The sequence below is a fragment of the Streptomyces sp. NPDC031132 genome (assembly GCF_055570595.1).
Map to the genome: position 1 here is coordinate 133,842 of NZ_JBVIGX010000002.1, position 15,338 is coordinate 149,179.

Annotated in this window: 17 protein-coding genes and 1 riboswitch; of the genes, 10 read left to right on the top strand and 7 right to left on the bottom strand. The window is 72.6% G+C overall.

Annotated elements, in window-relative coordinates; all coding sequences use genetic code 11:
• Positions 1–301 precede the first annotated feature (301 nt).
• The 3 genes from ACZ49B_RS03620 (at position 302) to ACZ49B_RS03630 (ending at position 2,922) form a co-directional block, all read left to right on the top strand.
• Entirely contained in the window at positions 302–703 is a 402-nt protein-coding gene (locus ACZ49B_RS03620; RefSeq protein WP_030156028.1) for a DUF3040 domain-containing protein, read from the top strand.
• A gap of 137 nt (positions 704–840) precedes the next feature.
• A complete protein-coding gene (locus ACZ49B_RS03625) occupies positions 841–1,476 on the top strand; it encodes a DUF4126 domain-containing protein (protein ID WP_468300057.1) in 636 nt (211 codons plus the stop codon).
• 33 nt (positions 1,477–1,509) lie between these two features.
• The gene (locus tag ACZ49B_RS03630; protein ID WP_468300059.1) at positions 1,510–2,922 is read left to right on the top strand and encodes a phytoene desaturase family protein; all 1,413 of its coding nucleotides are present in this window, start codon (positions 1,510–1,512) and stop codon (positions 2,920–2,922) included.
• A 70-nt stretch (positions 2,923–2,992) separates the two neighbouring features.
• Here the strand turns inward: ACZ49B_RS03630 and ACZ49B_RS03635 are convergent, their stop codons facing one another.
• The 5 genes from ACZ49B_RS03635 to ACZ49B_RS03655 form a co-directional block, all read right to left on the bottom strand.
• A complete protein-coding gene (locus tag ACZ49B_RS03635; RefSeq protein WP_468300061.1) occupies positions 2,993–3,958 on the bottom strand; it encodes a hypothetical protein in 966 nt (321 codons plus the stop codon).
• A 53-nt stretch (positions 3,959–4,011) separates the two neighbouring features.
• Positions 4,012–4,929, bottom strand: coding sequence for a methylenetetrahydrofolate reductase [NAD(P)H] (gene metF, locus ACZ49B_RS03640; RefSeq protein ID WP_468300063.1), 918 nt, complete (start codon positions 4,927–4,929; stop codon positions 4,012–4,014).
• Positions 4,930–5,021: 92 nt separating this feature from the next.
• Positions 5,022–5,672 carry a thiamine phosphate synthase gene (thiE, locus tag ACZ49B_RS03645; RefSeq protein WP_468300065.1) on the bottom strand — a complete coding sequence of 217 codons (651 nt, stop codon included), beginning with the start codon at positions 5,670–5,672 and terminating at the stop codon, positions 5,022–5,024.
• A gap of 84 nt (positions 5,673–5,756) precedes the next feature.
• On the bottom strand, positions 5,757–6,122 hold the full coding sequence (locus ACZ49B_RS03650; RefSeq protein ID WP_030291860.1) for an Rv2175c family DNA-binding protein: 366 nt from the start codon (positions 6,120–6,122) through the stop codon (positions 5,757–5,759).
• A 138-nt stretch (positions 6,123–6,260) separates the two neighbouring features.
• The gene (locus ACZ49B_RS03655) at positions 6,261–7,481 is read right to left on the bottom strand and encodes an NAD(P)/FAD-dependent oxidoreductase (RefSeq protein ID WP_468300067.1); all 1,221 of its coding nucleotides are present in this window, start codon (positions 7,479–7,481) and stop codon (positions 6,261–6,263) included.
• Positions 7,482–7,584: 103 nt separating this feature from the next.
• A riboswitch (TPP riboswitch) is annotated at positions 7,585–7,697 on the top strand.
• Between ACZ49B_RS03655 and thiO the strand changes: the two genes are divergently transcribed.
• From thiO to ACZ49B_RS03685, 6 genes are all read left to right on the top strand, one after another.
• Complete coding sequence (gene thiO / locus ACZ49B_RS03660; protein ID WP_468300069.1) at positions 7,695–8,876, top strand: glycine oxidase ThiO; 1,182 nt, start codon at positions 7,695–7,697, stop codon at positions 8,874–8,876. (Overlaps the previous riboswitch by 3 nt.)
• Positions 8,873–9,073 carry a sulfur carrier protein ThiS gene (gene thiS / locus ACZ49B_RS03665; RefSeq protein ID WP_053785183.1) on the top strand — a complete coding sequence of 67 codons (201 nt, stop codon included), beginning with the start codon at positions 8,873–8,875 and terminating at the stop codon, positions 9,071–9,073. Before thiO ends, thiS begins: the two co-directional genes overlap by 4 nt.
• Positions 9,074–9,078: 5 nt before the next feature.
• Entirely contained in the window at positions 9,079–9,873 is a 795-nt protein-coding gene (locus ACZ49B_RS03670; protein ID WP_468300071.1) for a thiazole synthase, read from the top strand.
• 368 nt (positions 9,874–10,241) lie between these two features.
• Positions 10,242–12,158 carry a Stk1 family PASTA domain-containing Ser/Thr kinase gene (gene pknB, locus ACZ49B_RS03675; RefSeq protein WP_468300072.1) on the top strand — a complete coding sequence of 639 codons (1,917 nt, stop codon included), beginning with the start codon at positions 10,242–10,244 and terminating at the stop codon, positions 12,156–12,158.
• 20 nt (positions 12,159–12,178) lie between these two features.
• Entirely contained in the window at positions 12,179–13,048 is an 870-nt protein-coding gene (locus tag ACZ49B_RS03680; protein ID WP_468300743.1) for a deoxyribonuclease IV, read from the top strand.
• Positions 13,049–13,126: 78 nt separating this feature from the next.
• Positions 13,127–13,675, top strand: a complete 549-nt coding sequence (locus ACZ49B_RS03685) for a DUF4396 domain-containing protein (RefSeq protein WP_468300074.1) — start codon at positions 13,127–13,129, stop codon at positions 13,673–13,675.
• A gap of 18 nt (positions 13,676–13,693) precedes the next feature.
• On the opposite strand, the gene ACZ49B_RS03690 is transcribed toward ACZ49B_RS03685, so the two are convergent.
• Entirely contained in the window at positions 13,694–14,326 is a 633-nt protein-coding gene (locus tag ACZ49B_RS03690; protein WP_053785179.1) for a sulfite oxidase-like oxidoreductase, read from the bottom strand.
• A gap of 201 nt (positions 14,327–14,527) precedes the next feature.
• Here ACZ49B_RS03690 and bfr point away from each other — a divergent pair, with 201 nt between their 5' ends.
• Positions 14,528–15,007 (top strand): bacterioferritin, encoded by a 480-nt coding sequence (bfr, locus tag ACZ49B_RS03695; RefSeq protein ID WP_030291847.1) that lies wholly within the window; start codon positions 14,528–14,530, stop codon positions 15,005–15,007.
• A gap of 3 nt (positions 15,008–15,010) precedes the next feature.
• On the opposite strand, the gene ACZ49B_RS03700 is transcribed toward bfr, so the two are convergent.
• Positions 15,011–15,289, bottom strand: a complete 279-nt coding sequence (locus ACZ49B_RS03700) for a (2Fe-2S)-binding protein (RefSeq protein WP_468300077.1) — start codon at positions 15,287–15,289, stop codon at positions 15,011–15,013.
• Positions 15,290–15,338: the final 49 nt, after the last annotated feature.

The following is a 15,338-nucleotide window of genomic DNA, read 5'->3' on the forward strand; positions in this document are numbered from 1 at the left end:
CAGCTTCCGCTCACGGAGTGCGCCGGACACCCTCCGATCCGGCGATCGGCCCCGTATGATCGTGCGCAGTGACCGGCATGGTGGACGGGCCGTTGGGGAATAAGCGCCTCAGTGACCGCCCACCCGGCGGTACGGTTTCACGCAGGGTTTTGCTCAGGCGGCGTCTTTCCGGGCGGCGCCTTCTCCGGGCAGCGTTTGGAACCTCGCGTAGAGGGCGGGTATCACGGGGGCGATTCCCCGCCTATCCTGAAGGGGACCCCTGGTCGCTACCCCCCGCGACCGACGGATGAGGAGGACTCCCGTGCCGCTCTCGGAGCACGAGCAGCGAATGCTCGAGCAGATGGAGCGAGCGCTGTACGCCGAAGATCCCAAGTTCGCGACAGCGCTTGAGGGAAGCGGACTGCGTACGTACACCCGGCGACGGGTCTACCAGGCAGTCGCAGGCATTGTGGTGGGTATCGCGCTCCTCATGACCGGTGTGATCATTCCGAACGTACTCTGGGTCAGCGTGGTGGGATTCCTCGTCATGCTCGGCTGTACGGTCCTCGTGGTCACCGGTTGGCGCAAGGCACCCAAGCCTGGCGAGCAGCCCGTCTCCGGCAGTGCAGGCGGTTCGGCCCACGGCCGCAACCGACAGCGTCGGTCGATGATGACCCGCATCGAGGAGCGGTGGCAGCGCCGCCGCGACGAGCAGGGGCAGTAGGCCCCCAGCAGACACGGGTGAGGGGACGGCCGCCACACGGCGGCCGTCCCCTCACCGCTCTGCCGCGCCGATCCGCGCGATCGGCCTGAGTGCCGGATCGCCCCTCCCGCGGCGCGAACCTGCGGCATGATGACCCGGTGAGTGTGCTCCCCCTGGTCTTCACCAGCGGCTGGGCCAGCGGGATCAACGCCTACGCCGTGGTCCTCCTGCTCGGCATCTTCGGCGCGACCGGACTGACCGACGAGGTCCCCGAGTCCCTCCAGCGCACCGACGTGCTCATCGTCGCCGGCGTGCTGTTCCTCTGCGAGGCCGTCGCGGACAAGATCCCGTACGTGGACTCGGTCTGGGACACGGTGCACACCCTGATCCGGCCGGTGGCCGGGGCCGTGGTCGGCGCCCTGCTCGCCGGCCAGAGCGGCTCGCTCTCCGACATCGCAGCCGGGGCGATCGGCGGCTCCACCGCGCTGGCCAGCCATTTCGTCAAGGCCGGAACGCGCATGGCCGTCAACACCTCGCCGGAGCCGTTCAGCAACATCGCGCTGAGCACCGCCGAGGACCTGGGCGTCGCGGGCATCGTCACCTTCGCGATGTTCAACCCTCAGGCCGCCGCGATCATCGCTGCCGTCCTGCTGGCCGCCGGTCTGGCGATACTCGTGTTCCTGTGGACCCGGATCCGCCGCTTCCTGCGCCGCCGGGCCCAGCGCCGCGAGGAGAAGAGACTCGCCGCAGAGGAGCGCGAGGCGGCCGCCCGGGCCGTGGTGCCACCCCGCTGACCTCCCACGATCCCGCTCGATAGGGTCATCCGCATGGCACGAATTGCGGTGATCGGCGCCGGCATGGGCGCGATGGCTACGGCGGCCCGGCTGGCCGTGGCGGGGCACCAGGTGACGGTGTACGAGCGCGGGTCCACCTACGGCGGCTCCGTCGGCCGGTACGAGCGCGACGGCTTCGTCTTCGACACCGGGCCCGGGCTGCTGCACCTGCCCGCCGTCTACCGCGACCTGTTCGTCAAGACCGGCAAGCGCCCCCTGGAGGACTGCGTCGGGCTCGTCCAGGTCGACCCCGCCGTCCGGCACGTCCTGGCCGACGGGACGGCCGTGACCCTCCCGGGCGGCTCGCGCGGCGGGGCCGCTACCGTCCTCGACCAGACCTTCGGCGCGGGCGCGGGCGAGCGCTGGAACGGCGTCCTGGGCCGCGCCCGGGACGCCTGGAACGCCACCCGCCGCCCCCTGCTGGAGGAGCCGCTGCGCCCCGACTGGCAGGTGCTGGGCGGCGATCCGTACCCCGCGCTGCGGGGGAGCGGCCTGCTGCGCCGGCGCCCGCCGACCCTCGCCGAGGTGGCCGGGCGCGAGCTGGGCGGGGAGCTCGGCGAACTGCTGGCAGCCCGGGTGCGGGCGTACGGGATCGACCCCGCCACCGCGCCCTCCGCGGCGGCCGTGCTCCCGTACATGGAGCAGACCTTCGGCAGCTGGTACGTGCGCGGCGGGATGCGGGAGCTGGCCACCGCCGTGTACGAGCGCTGCCGTGAGCGGAAGGTCGCCTTCGTCTTCGATGCGCCGGTACGGGAGGTCCTGGAGCGGGACGGCCGGGCGGCCGGGCTGCTGCTGGCCGACGGCTCCGAGGCAGCGGCCGACCTCGTGGTCTGCGGGGTCGACCCGCGGCAGCTGGGGACCCCGCTGCCGGCCGGCGGCGCCCCGGCCCGCGGGCCGGGCGTGGCCAGCCGGCTGACCCTGCTGCTCGCGCTGCGCGGCGCCCGCCCCGCGGACGCCGTCCACCGCACCCTGGTCCACTCCCCCGGCGCCCAGCTGACGGTGCTGCGTCCCGACGACCCCGCCGTACGGCCCGACGCGGACCACGAGGCGGTCACGGTGAGCGCCGTCTGCGGCCCTGAAGGCGCCTCTGCGCCCCGCGAGGAGGAGTTGCTGGACCTGGCCGCCCGGGCCGTGCCCGGGCTGCGCGAGCGGCTGCTGTGGACGCAGACGCGTACGCCCGCGGACATCGAGGCCGTCACCGGCGCGCAGGGCGGCGCGGTGCCGCCGCCCGCCCTCGCGGGAGCCGGCGGCCGGATGCTCTACCCCGCCAACACCACGGCGCTGCCGGGGCTGTTCCTCGCGGGCGGCTGGGCGCATCCCGGCGGCGGGCTCGCGCACGCCGGGATGACCGGGGCCCTGGTGGCCGGACTCATCGTGGAGGGCGCGGAGTTCCGCGGCTCCCAGTGACACGGACGCCCCCGGGGAACGGTCCCCGGGGGCGCACGCCCTGCTTCACGGCCTCCTCGGCCGCACGGCCTCAGTAGCGGTACTGCTCGTACTCGCCGGAGCCCTGGTACGGGTACTCCTGCGGCTGCTGCGGCTGCTGCTGCGGGTACGGCTGCTGGTCGTCCCCCGGGTAGGGGTGGGCGGCCCCGTCGGTGGACCGCTGCTGCGGCACCCACACCCCGCCCGGCGGGGTGTCCATGGAGTACTGCTGCTGGCCGCCCGCGCTCGCGTACGGGTCGGCGGAGTAGCCGGCGTACGGGGTGTAGTCGTACGGCTGTTGCGGGATGACGGCCCCGCCGGTGCCGATGTACGGGTCCGAGTAGGCGGCGTAGACCTGCTGTTCGCCGCCGGCCGGATAGCCCGTGGAGTAGTCGTAGCCGCCCTGGGTCTGCGGCTCGTAGGACTGCGCGTCGTAGTACGGCGCGTACTGGTGGGCGTCCTGCTCGGCCGTGGAGAACGGCGAGGCGAACGCCGCCGTCTGGCCCGCGTCGGCAGTGGGCGCGAAGCTCTGTATCCCGTACGACCCGGTGTCCTCGGGCAGCGGCTCCGGGCTGTAGAACTCCTCGGTCGCCGCCTGGAACTGCGCCTCCGGCCGCTCCTTGCCGGACGCGTCGGACGTGTCGGCGCCGTCGGCGTCCCCGGCCGTCCCGTCGGACCCGTACTCCAGCCCGGTCACCTGCAGCGCGGGCTCGGGGCGCGGACCGCCCGCCCGGCGGCGCCGGGTCTTCCGTACGGGCTCGCCGCCCCGGCGCAGCGCCCAGCCGGCCTCGAAGCCCTTGCGGAAGGAGAGCGTCACCAGGGTCTGGCCCACGGCGAACGCGGCCGCGCCGACGCCGATGACGAGCACCGAGGGCAACACGACTCCGGCGACCACACCGAGGAACCCGGCGAACGCGAGCAGGCGCCAGCGCAGCCGGGCCTTGTACTGCATCAGGACCTCGGCAAGCAGCCACAGCGCGACGAAACCGAACGCGATGTAGAGGACCGTCATTCCCATGCGTGGCACCTCTCGGTACGGCCGCCCCGCCCAGGAAAACGGGAGCCGGCCGATCAGGCCCGCTGGTGCAGGCCCAGGTTCTCGTAGATCTCGAGAGTCGCCGTGGAATTGTTCAGCGTGATGAAGTGCAGCCCCGGGACACCCTCGGACAGCAGCCGCGCGCAGAACTCCGTGGCGAACTCGATCCCAATGGAGCGTACAGCGGCTGGATCGTCCTTGACGGCGAGCATGCGCTCTTTCACGGCTGCGGGGAAGACTGCGTTGCTGAGTTGTGGCAACCGGTCGAGCTGTTTGATGCCCACAACAGGCATGACCTCGGGGATGATCGGGGTCTCGCAGCCCGCCTTCTCGGCGCTGTCGCGCAGCCGCAGATAATTCTCCGGATCGAAGAACATCTGGGTGATTGCATAGTCGGCGCCGGCGCGGCACTTGTCCACGAAGTGACGGATGTCCGTGTCCCAGTCCGCCGAGCGCGGGTGCATCTCGGGGAAGGCCGCGACGCCCACGCAGAAGTCGCCGGACTCCTTGAGCAGTCGGACGAGGTCGGCCGCGTAGTGCACGCCCTCGGGGTGCGCCACCCACGGACCCATGGGGTCGCCCGGCGGATCGCCGCGCACGGCGAGCATGTTGCGGATGCCGGCGTCGGCGAACTGGCCGATCACATTGCGCAGCTCGGCGATGGAGTGGTCGACCGCGGTGAGGTGCGCGACGGGGGTGAGGGTGGTGTCGGCGGCGATCTGCTGGGTGGCCTTGACGGTGCCGCCTCGGGTGGAACCGCCCGCCCCGTAGGTCACGGAGACGAAGCTCGGGCCCACCGCCTCGATCCGGCGCAGCGCGTTCCAGAGATTGCGCTCGCCCTTCTCCGTCTTGGGGGCCCAGAACTCGAAGGAGTACGACGGGCTCCCGGACGCCATCAGGTCACGGACCGTGCGTGCACGGTCCGTACGGGTGGAAGCGGTACCAAGGGCCATACGGGCAGGTTAGACGCGGGGTCGCGGTCACCGAAGCCGTGTCCGCCTTTTGGACACGTTTTTGGACACCTGCACGGGAGACCGGTGAAGGCTCAGGAGGAAACGCGCTCGCGGACCCGCTTGGCCAGGTCGGCGGCGGCCGCACCCGGGTCGGAGGCCTCGGTCAGGGCGCGGACGACCACGATGCGGGTGGCTCCGGCGTCGAGGACCTCGTCGAGGTTGCCGGCGTCGATGCCGCCGATGGCGAACCAGGGGCGGGCCTGCGCCAGCGAGGCCGCGTACCGGACGAGCCCGAGGCCGGGGGCGTACCGGCCGGGCTTGGTGGGGGTGGGCCAGCAGGGGCCGGTGCAGAAGTAGTCCACGCCCGGCTCGGCGACGGCGGCGTCGACCTCGGACTCGGCGTGGCAGGACCGGCCGATGAGCACCCCGTCGCCGAGGACCGCGCGGGCGGCGGGCACCGGGATGTCGCCCTGACCCAGGTGCAGGACGTCGGAGCCGATGGCGTGGGCGACGTCGGCGCGGTCGTTCACCGCGAGGAGCCTGCCGTGCCGGCGGGCGGCCTCGGCGAAGATCCGGAGGTGCTCGAGCTCCTCGCCGGCCTCCATGCCCTTGTCCCGGAGCTGGACGATGTCCACACCCCCGGCCAGGACCGCGTCGAGGAACTCGGGGAGGTCCCCCTGCCGCTTGCGGGCGTCCGTGCACAGGTAGAGCCGGGCGTCGGACAGCTGGGCGTTCGCGGACATGGGTACCCCCCGGGGTGGAAGCGGTGCACGGGCCGTCCAGGGCCCGTGCACCGCGGATGGATCAGGTGGCTCGGGTCGCTCGGGTCAGAGGGCGAGCGCCTGAGCGCGGCGCTTCACCTCCGTGCCGCGATTCTCGCTCAGCGCCTGTACGGGGGTGCCGGGCAGGGTCGGGTCGGCGGTGAAGAGCCACTCCAGCATCTCCTCGTCGGAGAAGCCGTCGTCGCGGAGCACGGTCAGCAGGCCCGCGAGGCCCTTGACGGTCTTGTCGCCGTCGATGAAGGCGGCGGGCACCTGCAGCGCGCGGTTCTCACCGCGGCGTACGGCGATCAGCTGACCTTCCTTGACCAGCTGGCGGACCCGGGTCACTTCGATGTCGAGCATCTCCGCGATGTCGGGGAGGTACAGCCAGGCGGGGACAAGGGCATCGATCTTTGCGTCAATCTCGGTCACGAGCACAAGCCTGCCACCTCGGACCGACACCCGGTACCCGAGCCGACCCGTCCGGGTCTGCGCCCCCTCCAGGGGGTGTGTTGTGGATCATGCCGGCCTCGCGGCGTCCGGAGCCGGCCCGACCCACGGGACACCGCCTCAGACCAGCGCCGATTTCAACGGGGTCGCGGGGTCGGAGACCTTGGCGGGGTCCACGGCGGCGCCCGTCTCGATCAGTTTCCGGCCCTGCGCCAGGTCCCGCGGCCGGCCCACCGCCAGGACCGCGACCAGGGCCCCGGCCCGGAGCCAGCACACCGACCACGCCGCCTCTTGGGGGTCCCCGCGCCACATCAGCTCGTCCGCCCCCGCGTGGTGCCCCGCGTACTGCACGAAGCGCCCGAACTGCTCGGACCAGAAGTACGGCACCGGGTCGTAGACCTGCGCCGGAGCCCCCGCCACGATGTTCGCCGCGACCACGCGCGGCCCCTGGAGGGCGTTGTCCCAGTGGTGCACCAGCAGCCGCGCCCCGTAGCGCGCCGAAGGGAACGACGCGCAGTCGCCGACCGCGTACACCCCGGGCAGGGAGGTCCGCAGGTACGCGTCCGCCGTGACCGAGCCGTCCGGCCCCAGCTCGACCCCCGAGTCCGCCAGCCACCGGGTCGCCGGCCGGGCCCCGATGCCCACGACCACCGCGCCCGCCGGCAGCTCCCGGCCGTCCGCGAGCAGGACGCGCCCGGACTCCACCGAGGCCACCTTGGCTCCGGTGAGCAGGGCGGCCCCGGCCTCCTCGTACCAGCGGGCCATGGGGGCGGCGACCTCCGCCGGCAGCGCCCCGGCCAGCACCCGGTCCGCCGCTTCGACCACGGTCACCGCGCAGCCCGCCTCGCGCGCCGCGGTGGCGAACTCGGCGCCGATCCAGCCCGCCCCGACGACCACGGTCGCCGGGGCCTGGGCCAGCACCGGGCGCAGCCGGGCCGCGTCGTCCAGGGTGCGCAGCAGGTGCACGCCCTGGACGCCCTCGGAGCCGGGCAGGGTCAGCGGTTCGGCGCCGGTCGCCAGTACGAGCACCCCGTACGGGACCGGTCCCGCCTCGGTGTCCAGCTCGCGCTCGGCGGCCCGCAGCCCGGTGACCTCCACCCCGAGCCGGAGCTCGATGCCCAGCCCCTCGAAGTCCACGTCGAAGGCGGAGTCCTCGGCCTTGCCGAGCAGCACCGCCTTGGACAGCGGGGGCCGGTCGTACGGCTGGTGGGGCTCGGCGCCCAGCAGGGTCAGGGGGCCGCTCCACCCCTGCTCCCGAAGCGCGACCGCGGTCTGCACCCCGGCCATTCCGGCGCCGACGATGACGACGCCGCTCTGTGTCTGTTCCGTCTGCTCGCTCACACCGCCCACCCTAGCGATCTGACGCTCCGTCAGGAACAGCGGCCGGCGAGACGGCCGGGGAGGCAGCCTTACCCGGCCCCGACGCCGGGGTTAGTCTGGCCGTCGTACCTATCGCGGGAGTCCGGGCGCACCGGGCTGAGAGGGAGGCTGGACGGCCTCCGACCGTACGAACCTGATCCGGGTCATGCCGGCGAAGGGAGGGGCTGGACGCCCATGCACTCATCTCGAAAGGGATCCGCCAGGGGATCCGACGTCCTCGTCATCGGGGGCGGGATCATCGGCCTGGTCACCGCCTGGCGGGCGGCCCGGCGCGGGCTGCGGACCGTGCTCGCCGATCCCGCGCCCGGCGGCGGCGCCGCGCAGGTCGCGGCCGGCATGCTCGCCGCCGTCACCGAGCTGCACTACGGCGAGGAGACCCTGCTGGGCCTCAATCTCGCCTCCGCCGGCCGCTACCCGGAGTTCGCCGCCGAGCTGGCCGACGCCAGCGGCGGGATGGACATCGGCTACCGCGCCTGCGGCACGCTCGCCGTGGCCCTCGACTCCGACGACCGGCTCCACCTGCGCGAGCTGCACGCCCTGCAGCGGCGCTGCGGCCTGGAGTCCGAGTGGCTCACCGGCCGCGAGTGCCGCCGCCTGGAGCCGATGCTGGCCCCGGGCGTACGCGGCGGCCTGCGCGTGGACGGCGACCACCAGGTCGACCCGCGCCGGCTGGCGGCCGCGCTGCTGGCCGCCTGCGAGGGCGCCGGTGTGGAGATCCGCCGGGCGAACGCGGAGCAGCTGCTCACCACCGCCGACCGGGCCGTCGGCGCGCTCCTCGACGACGGTACGGAGCTGCACGCCGACCAGGTGGTGCTGGCCGCGGGCTCGCTCAGCGGCCGGCTGGCCGGCGTACCGGCGGACGTGCTGCCTCCCGTACGGCCGGTCAAGGGCCAGGTGCTGCGGCTCGCGGTGCCGGCGGCGTACGCGCCGTTCCTGTCGCGGACGGTACGGGCGGTGGTCCGCGGCAGCCACGTGTACCTGGTGCCGCGCGAGAACGGCGAGCTCGTCATCGGCGCCACCAGCGAGGAACTCGGCTGGGACACCACGGTCACCGCGGGCGGCGTGTACGAACTCCTGCGCGACGCCCATGAGTTGGTACCCGGCATCACCGAACTGCCGCTGACCGAGACCCTGGCGGGGCTGCGGCCCGGCTCCCCGGACAACGCCCCGCTGCTCGGCCCGACCGACCTGCCCGGCCTGCACCTGGCCACCGGTCACTACCGCAACGGGGTGCTGCTGACCCCGCTCACCGGCGACGTGATGGCGGAGCTGCTGACCACCGGCGCGCTCCCGGAGATCGCCCGCCCGTTCACCCCGCGCCGCTTCAGCACCGCACGTCAGGAGTCGTACGCATGACCATCTCCGTCAACGGCGAGCCGCGCGAGGTCGCGGCCGGCACCACCCTCGACGCGGTGGTCGCCATCCTGACCGCGGCTCCGTCCGGCGTCGCGGCCGCGCTCAACGAGACCGTGGTCCCGCGCGGGCAGTGGCCGCTCACGCCGGTCGGCGAGGGCGACCGGGTCGAGATCCTCACCGCCGTGCAGGGAGGCTGAGCGCGATGGCAGACGACGCTTTCGTGCTGGGCGGCCGGACCTTCTCGTCCCGCCTGATCATGGGGACGGGCGGGGCACCGAGCCTGGACGTCCTGGAACGGGCGCTGATCGCGTCCGGTACGGAGCTCACGACGGTGGCGATGCGCCGGCTGGACCCGACGGTCCAGGGCTCGGTGCTGTCGGTGCTGACCCGGTTGGGCATCTCCGTGCTCCCGAACACGGCGGGCTGCTTCACCGCGGGCGAGGCGGTGCTGACGGCGCGCCTCGCGCGGGAGGCGCTGGGCACGGACTGGATCAAGCTCGAGGTCGTGGCCGACGAGCGGACCCTGCTGCCGGACGGGGTGGAGCTGCTGGATGCGGCGGAGACGCTGGTGGACGAGGGCTTCACGGTCCTTCCGTACACGAACGACGACCCGGTGCTGGCGCGGAAGCTCGAGGACGTGGGCTGCGCGGCGATCATGCCGCTGGGGTCTCCGATCGGCTCGGGGATGGGCATCCGCAACCCGCACAACTTCGAGCTGATCGCGGAGCGAGCGGGGGTTCCGGTGATCCTGGACGCGGGGGCGGGCACGGCGTCCGACGTGGCCCTGGCGATGGAGCTGGGCTGCGCGGCGGTGATGCTGGCCTCGGCGGTGACGCGGGCGCAGGCCCCCGTCCTGATGGCGGCGGCCATGCGCGATGCCGTCTCGGCGGGCCGTCTGGCACACCGCGCGGGGCGCATCCCGCAGCGCCGCTTCGCGGAGGCCTCGTCCCCGGCCGAGGGCCGCGCCGCCCTGGACCCGGAACGCCCGGCCTTCTGACGCTCCGCTGCGCGGGGCCCTCTCCCCGCCCCGCCCTTCCCCCGTTCACCGGGCTCCGCCCGGCCCCGGTCCTCACGCGCCGCGCGGGGTCCGGGGCGGAGCCCAGGGAACGGTGGAAGGGCGGGCAGGGGGCAGGCCCCGCAGGGCCGGACCAGCGGCACCCGGCCACCGGCTTCCTGCCGGACGGCAGTGGCGGGAGCACCGACCGGGCACCGCCGGACGGAGTCCGGCGCAGCGCGCCGAGGCCGGTGAGGCCCGCCGGGGCCGAGCCGCGCGAGGGGCGCGTCGAAAAGGGAGTCACGTCACAGCTGCGCTGCAACAAAGCACCACCGGGACGGGACCCCGACCCGCGCTCGTAGAATCGCCGGGTGGATACGACCCTGGATGACCCCCTCGTCGGGCAGACACTCGACGGCCGCTACCGCGTCGACGCCCGCATCGCGGCCGGCGGCATGGCGACGGTCTACCGGGCCGTCGACACCCGTCTCGACCGCGCGCTCGCACTGAAGGTGATGCACCCGGCGCTCGCCGCCGACGGCGGCTTCGTCGACCGCTTCATCCGCGAGGCCAAGTCCGTGGCCCGCCTCGCGCACCCCAACGTCGTCGCCGTCTTCGACCAGGGCACCGACGGGCCGTACACGTACCTCGCCATGGAGTACGTCTCCGGCTGCACGCTGCGCGACGTGCTGCGCGAGCGCGGTGCCCTCCGGCCCCGGGCCGCCCTCGACATCCTCGAGCCCGTCCTCGCCGCGCTCGGCGCCGCCCACCGGGCCGGGTTCGTGCACCGCGACATGAAGCCCGAGAACGTCCTGATCGGCGACGACGGCCGGGTCAAGGTGGCGGACTTCGGGCTGGTCCGGTCCGTCGACTCGGTGACCAGCACCACCGGCTCCGTCCTCGGCACCGTCTCCTACCTCGCCCCCGAGCAGATCGAGAGCGGCAGCGGCGACACCCGCGTGGACGTCTACGCCTGCGGTGTCGTCCTGTACGAGATGCTCACCGGCTCCAAGCCGCACTCCGGCGGCACCCCCGCCCAGGTGCTCTACCAGCACCTGCACGAGGACGTGCCGCCACCGTCGGCCGCCGTCCCGGGGCTGCCGGCCGTCCTGGACCAGCTCGTCGCGTACGCCGCCGCCCGCGATCCGGAGCTGCGCCCCTCCGACGCCGCCGCCCTGCTCGGGCTGGCCCTCGACGCCCGCCGGCTGCTCGGTGACACCGAGCTGGACGCCGTGCCGCCGCAGGCGCGGGCCGAGGCGCGCAGCGCCACCGAGGACCGCACCAGCGTGATCCCGCGGCCCGTCGCGGCGCAGCCGCCCGTGAACCTCACGTCCCGGCTGGAGCTCCCGGACCGTGCGGATCCCGCACCGGCACCGGCCGCGCCGCCGGCCCGGCGCAGGCCGCGGCGCGGCACTCTGCTCGTGATCGCCGGGGTGCTGCTCGCGCTCGGTCTGGGCAGCGGGGTCTGGTACATCAACGCCGGCCAGTTCACGAAGGTCCCCAACCTGCTCGGGAAGAGCGAGGCGCAGGCCAAGTCCGAGCTGTCCGCGGCCGGCCTCGGCGTGAAGCGCATCGACCGGAAGTTCAGCGACGCCTTCGACCGCGGGACGGTGATGAACTCCGACCCCTCGAGCGGCAAGCGCATCCGCGGCAACGGCGCGGTGGTGCTCACGATCTCGCGCGGCCCGGAAGTCGTCGTCGTGCCGGATGTGAAGGGCAGGCCGCTGGACGATGCGAAGGCCGAGCTGACCAAGAGCGGGCTGGCTCCCGGCCTGGTCACGCAGGCGTTCAGCCAGGACGTCGCCCAGGGCTCGGTGATCTCCACCGACCCGACGGGCGGGCAGAAGCGGTCGCCCGACACGGCGGTCGCGATCGTGGTCAGCAAGGGCCGCCCGGTGCAGGTGCCGAACGTGGCCGGGCGCCCCCTCGACCAGGCGCGGGCCGCCCTCCAGGACACCGGCCTCAAGGTCGAGACGGCCGCCGACCAGGTCAACTCGCCGTTCCCGGCCGGTACGGTCGCCAACCAGTCGGTCGGCGCCGGAGCGCAGGCCGCGACCGGTGACACGGTGACGCTCACCGTGTCCAAGGGCCCCCGGCAGATCCCGGTGCCGAACGTGACCGGCCAGGAGGCGGACGTGGCCCGCAGGACGCTGGAGGCGGCCGGTTTCAAGGTGAAGGTGGAGCGTCCGTTCCTGTCCTTCAGCAACACGGTGGACGCCCAGTCGGTACCGGGCGGCCAGAACGCCCCCGAGGGCAGCATCATCGTCCTGCGGACCAAGGGGCTGTAGCAGCAGTGGACCAGAGGGTCATGGACGGGGCCGTGCGCAACCCCGTGGGCGGGCACGTCCCCGTCGCCGGCGGGCTCGCCTCGGTGGGGCTGGCGTACGCGCGGGAGATGGGTGCGGAGGCCGTCCAGGTCTTCGTGGCCAATCCCCGCGGCTGGGCCACCCCGGTCGGCAACCCGGCGCAGGACGAGCTGTTCCGGGCCGGGTGCGCGGCCGGTTCGATCCCGGCGTACGTGCACGCGCCGTACCTGATCAACTTCGGCTCGCACACCGCGGCGACCGTGGAGAAGTCGGTGGAGTCACTGCGGCACTCGCTGCGCCGCGGCCGGGAGATCGGTGCGCTCGGGGTGGTCGTGCACACCGGCTCGGCGACCGGCGGGCGCCCGCGCGAGGCGGCGTACGCGCAGGTCAGGGAGTACATGCTGCCGCTGCTGGACGAGCTGGTGCACGACGACGACCCGTTCCTGCTGCTGGAGTCCACGGCCGGGCAGGGTTCCTCGCTGTGCTCGCGGACATGGGACTTCGGGCCGTACTTCGAGGCGCTGGATCACCATCCGAAGCTCGGGATCTGCCTGGACACCTGCCACATCTTCGCCGCGGGGCACGATCTGGCGGAGCCGGGCGGAGCCAAGCAGACGCTGGACCTGCTGGTGGACACGGTGGGCGAGGGGCGGCTGAAGCTGATCCACGCGAACGACTCGAAGGAGGGCGTGGGCGCCCACAAGGACCGCCACGCCAACATCGGGCAGGGACACATCGGCCGGGACGCCTTCGCCGAGCTGTTCACGCACCCCGCGACGGAGGGTGTCCCGCTGATCATCGAGACGCCGGGCGGCAAGGAAGGGCACGCGGCGGACGTGGCGCTGCTGAAGGAGCTGCGCGAGGTTCACTGAGTCGTTGAGGAATACCCCTGGGGGGTATACGGTTCTGCTATCCGCAGGACCGTTGTCCGGCGTTCCCAGGGGGTTCCGATGGAACACGCGCACGCACACCACGAGCACGACGCACACCACGAGCACAACACGCAGCACCAGCACCAGCACCAGCACCACGGCAGCGACCACGGCGGCACCGGCCGCGGCAAGGCGAGCTGGGCCATGGCGGCCAAGGCCACGCTGCACTGCCTCACCGGCTGCGCCATCGGCGAAGTGCTCGGCATGGTCATCGGCACGGCACTGGGCTGGGGAAACGTCCCGACGATGATCCTGGCGATCGTCCTGGCGTTCTTCTTCGGTTACGCACTCACCCTGCGCGGGATCCTCGCCGCCGGCGTGGACCTGCGTACGGCCGTCCGGGTGGCGTTGGCCGCGGACACTCTTTCGATCGCCGTCATGGAGCTGATCGACAACGGCGTGATCGCGCTGTGGCCGGGAGCGATGGACGCACACCTCGCGGACGCACTGTTCTGGGTCGCGCTGGCGATCTCGCTCGCACTCGCCTTCGTCGTCACGACCCCCGTCAACAAGTGGCTGATCGGCCGCGGCAAGGGCCACGCGGTCGTGCACCGGTACCACCACTGACGGCGGGCGGACCAACGGCTACAGCTCGGGGCCGTCCCCCGGCTCCTCCTGGTAGGAGTAGCGCTGCTCGCGCCAGGCGTCGCCGATGTTGTGATAGCCGCGCTCCTCCCAGAAGCCGCGGCGGTCGGCGGTCATGTACTCGATGCCGCGGACCCACTTCGGGCCCTTCCAGGCGTACAGGTGCGGGACCACGAGCCGTACCGGGAAACCGTGCTCGGCGGTGAGCAGTTCACCGCCCTCGTGGGTGGCGAAGACGGTCCGGTCGGAGGCGAAGTCGGCCAGCCGCAGGTTGGAGCTGAAGCCGTACTCTGCCCACACCATCACATGCGTGACCTGCGGCGACGGCGGCGCCAGGGCGAGGATGTCGCGGGCGAGGACACCGCCCCATTCGGCGCCCTGCATGCTGAACTTCGTCACGCAGTGCAGGTCCGCCACGACCGACTCGAACGGCAGGGCCGTGAATTCCTCGTGGTTCCAGCAGTGTTTGTCACCGTCGGCGGTGGCTCCGAAGACGCGGAACTCCCAGCGGTCCGGCTTGAACTTGGGGACCGGGCCGTAATGGGTGACCGGCCAGCCGCGCTGCAACCGCTGCCCCGGGGGAAGCTCCAGCTGCTCTGCTCCCGGAGATTCCCGGCTTTCCGGCTGACCCATGCCTCCATGGTGACAGACGTGGCGGGGTGGTCACGACCAGCTATGCCCCTATACGGGCAAGTCACGGCAACTCACACTAAGGAGGCACTTACTGGACGGTCTCCTGCGGCGGTGCAAGGATGCGCGCACTCCCCCAGTCACGGCTGGGAGGTACCCCCAGACCCGTCACACAGCTGACATTGCCTGGAAGGAGCCTCTGCGATGCAGGGCGACCCCGAGGTCCTCGAGTTTCTGAACGAGCAGTTGACCGGCGAGCTCACGGCGATCAACCAGTACTGGCTCCACTACCGGATCCAGGACAACAAGGGTTGGACCAAGCTCGCGAACTACACCCGTGCCGAGTCCATCGACGAGATGAAGCACGCGGACAAGATCACCGAGCGCATCCTCATGCTGGACGGGTTGCCGAACTACCAGCGCCTCTTCCACGTACGGGTCGGCCAGACACTGACGGAGATGTTCCAGGCGGACCGGCAGGTCGAGGTCGAGGCCATCGACCGCCTCAAGCGCGGGATCGAGGTGATGCGCGGCAAGGGCGACGTGACCTCGGCGCGCCTCTTCGAGGAGATCCTGGGCGACGAGGAGCACCACATCGACTACCTCGACACCCAGCTGGAGCTCATCGAGAGCATCGGGGAGCCGCTCTACATCGCGCAGCTGATCGAACAGCCGGAGAGCTGAGTCCTACGCGGCTTCCGCGAGCGCCGGGTCGGCCGCGAGCACGGCGGCGACGTTGCCCTTCTCCAGCAGTTCCCGGCGCGGGCAGGCCCCGCGGCCCAGGATGCCCTGGATGGTGCGCACGCAGGATCCGCAGTCGGTGCCGGCCTTGGTGACCGAGGCGATCTGGCGGGGGGTGCAGGCCCCGGCGGCCGCGTGTTCCTTGACCTGCTTGTCGGTGATGCCGAAGCAAGAGCAGACGTACACGCGGTTCACCTCCCTGGAAGGAATGGTTTCTGCAGCCATCCCCTATTCGGTGAGGCTTACCTAACCGTACCCAAAGTGAGGCTTACCT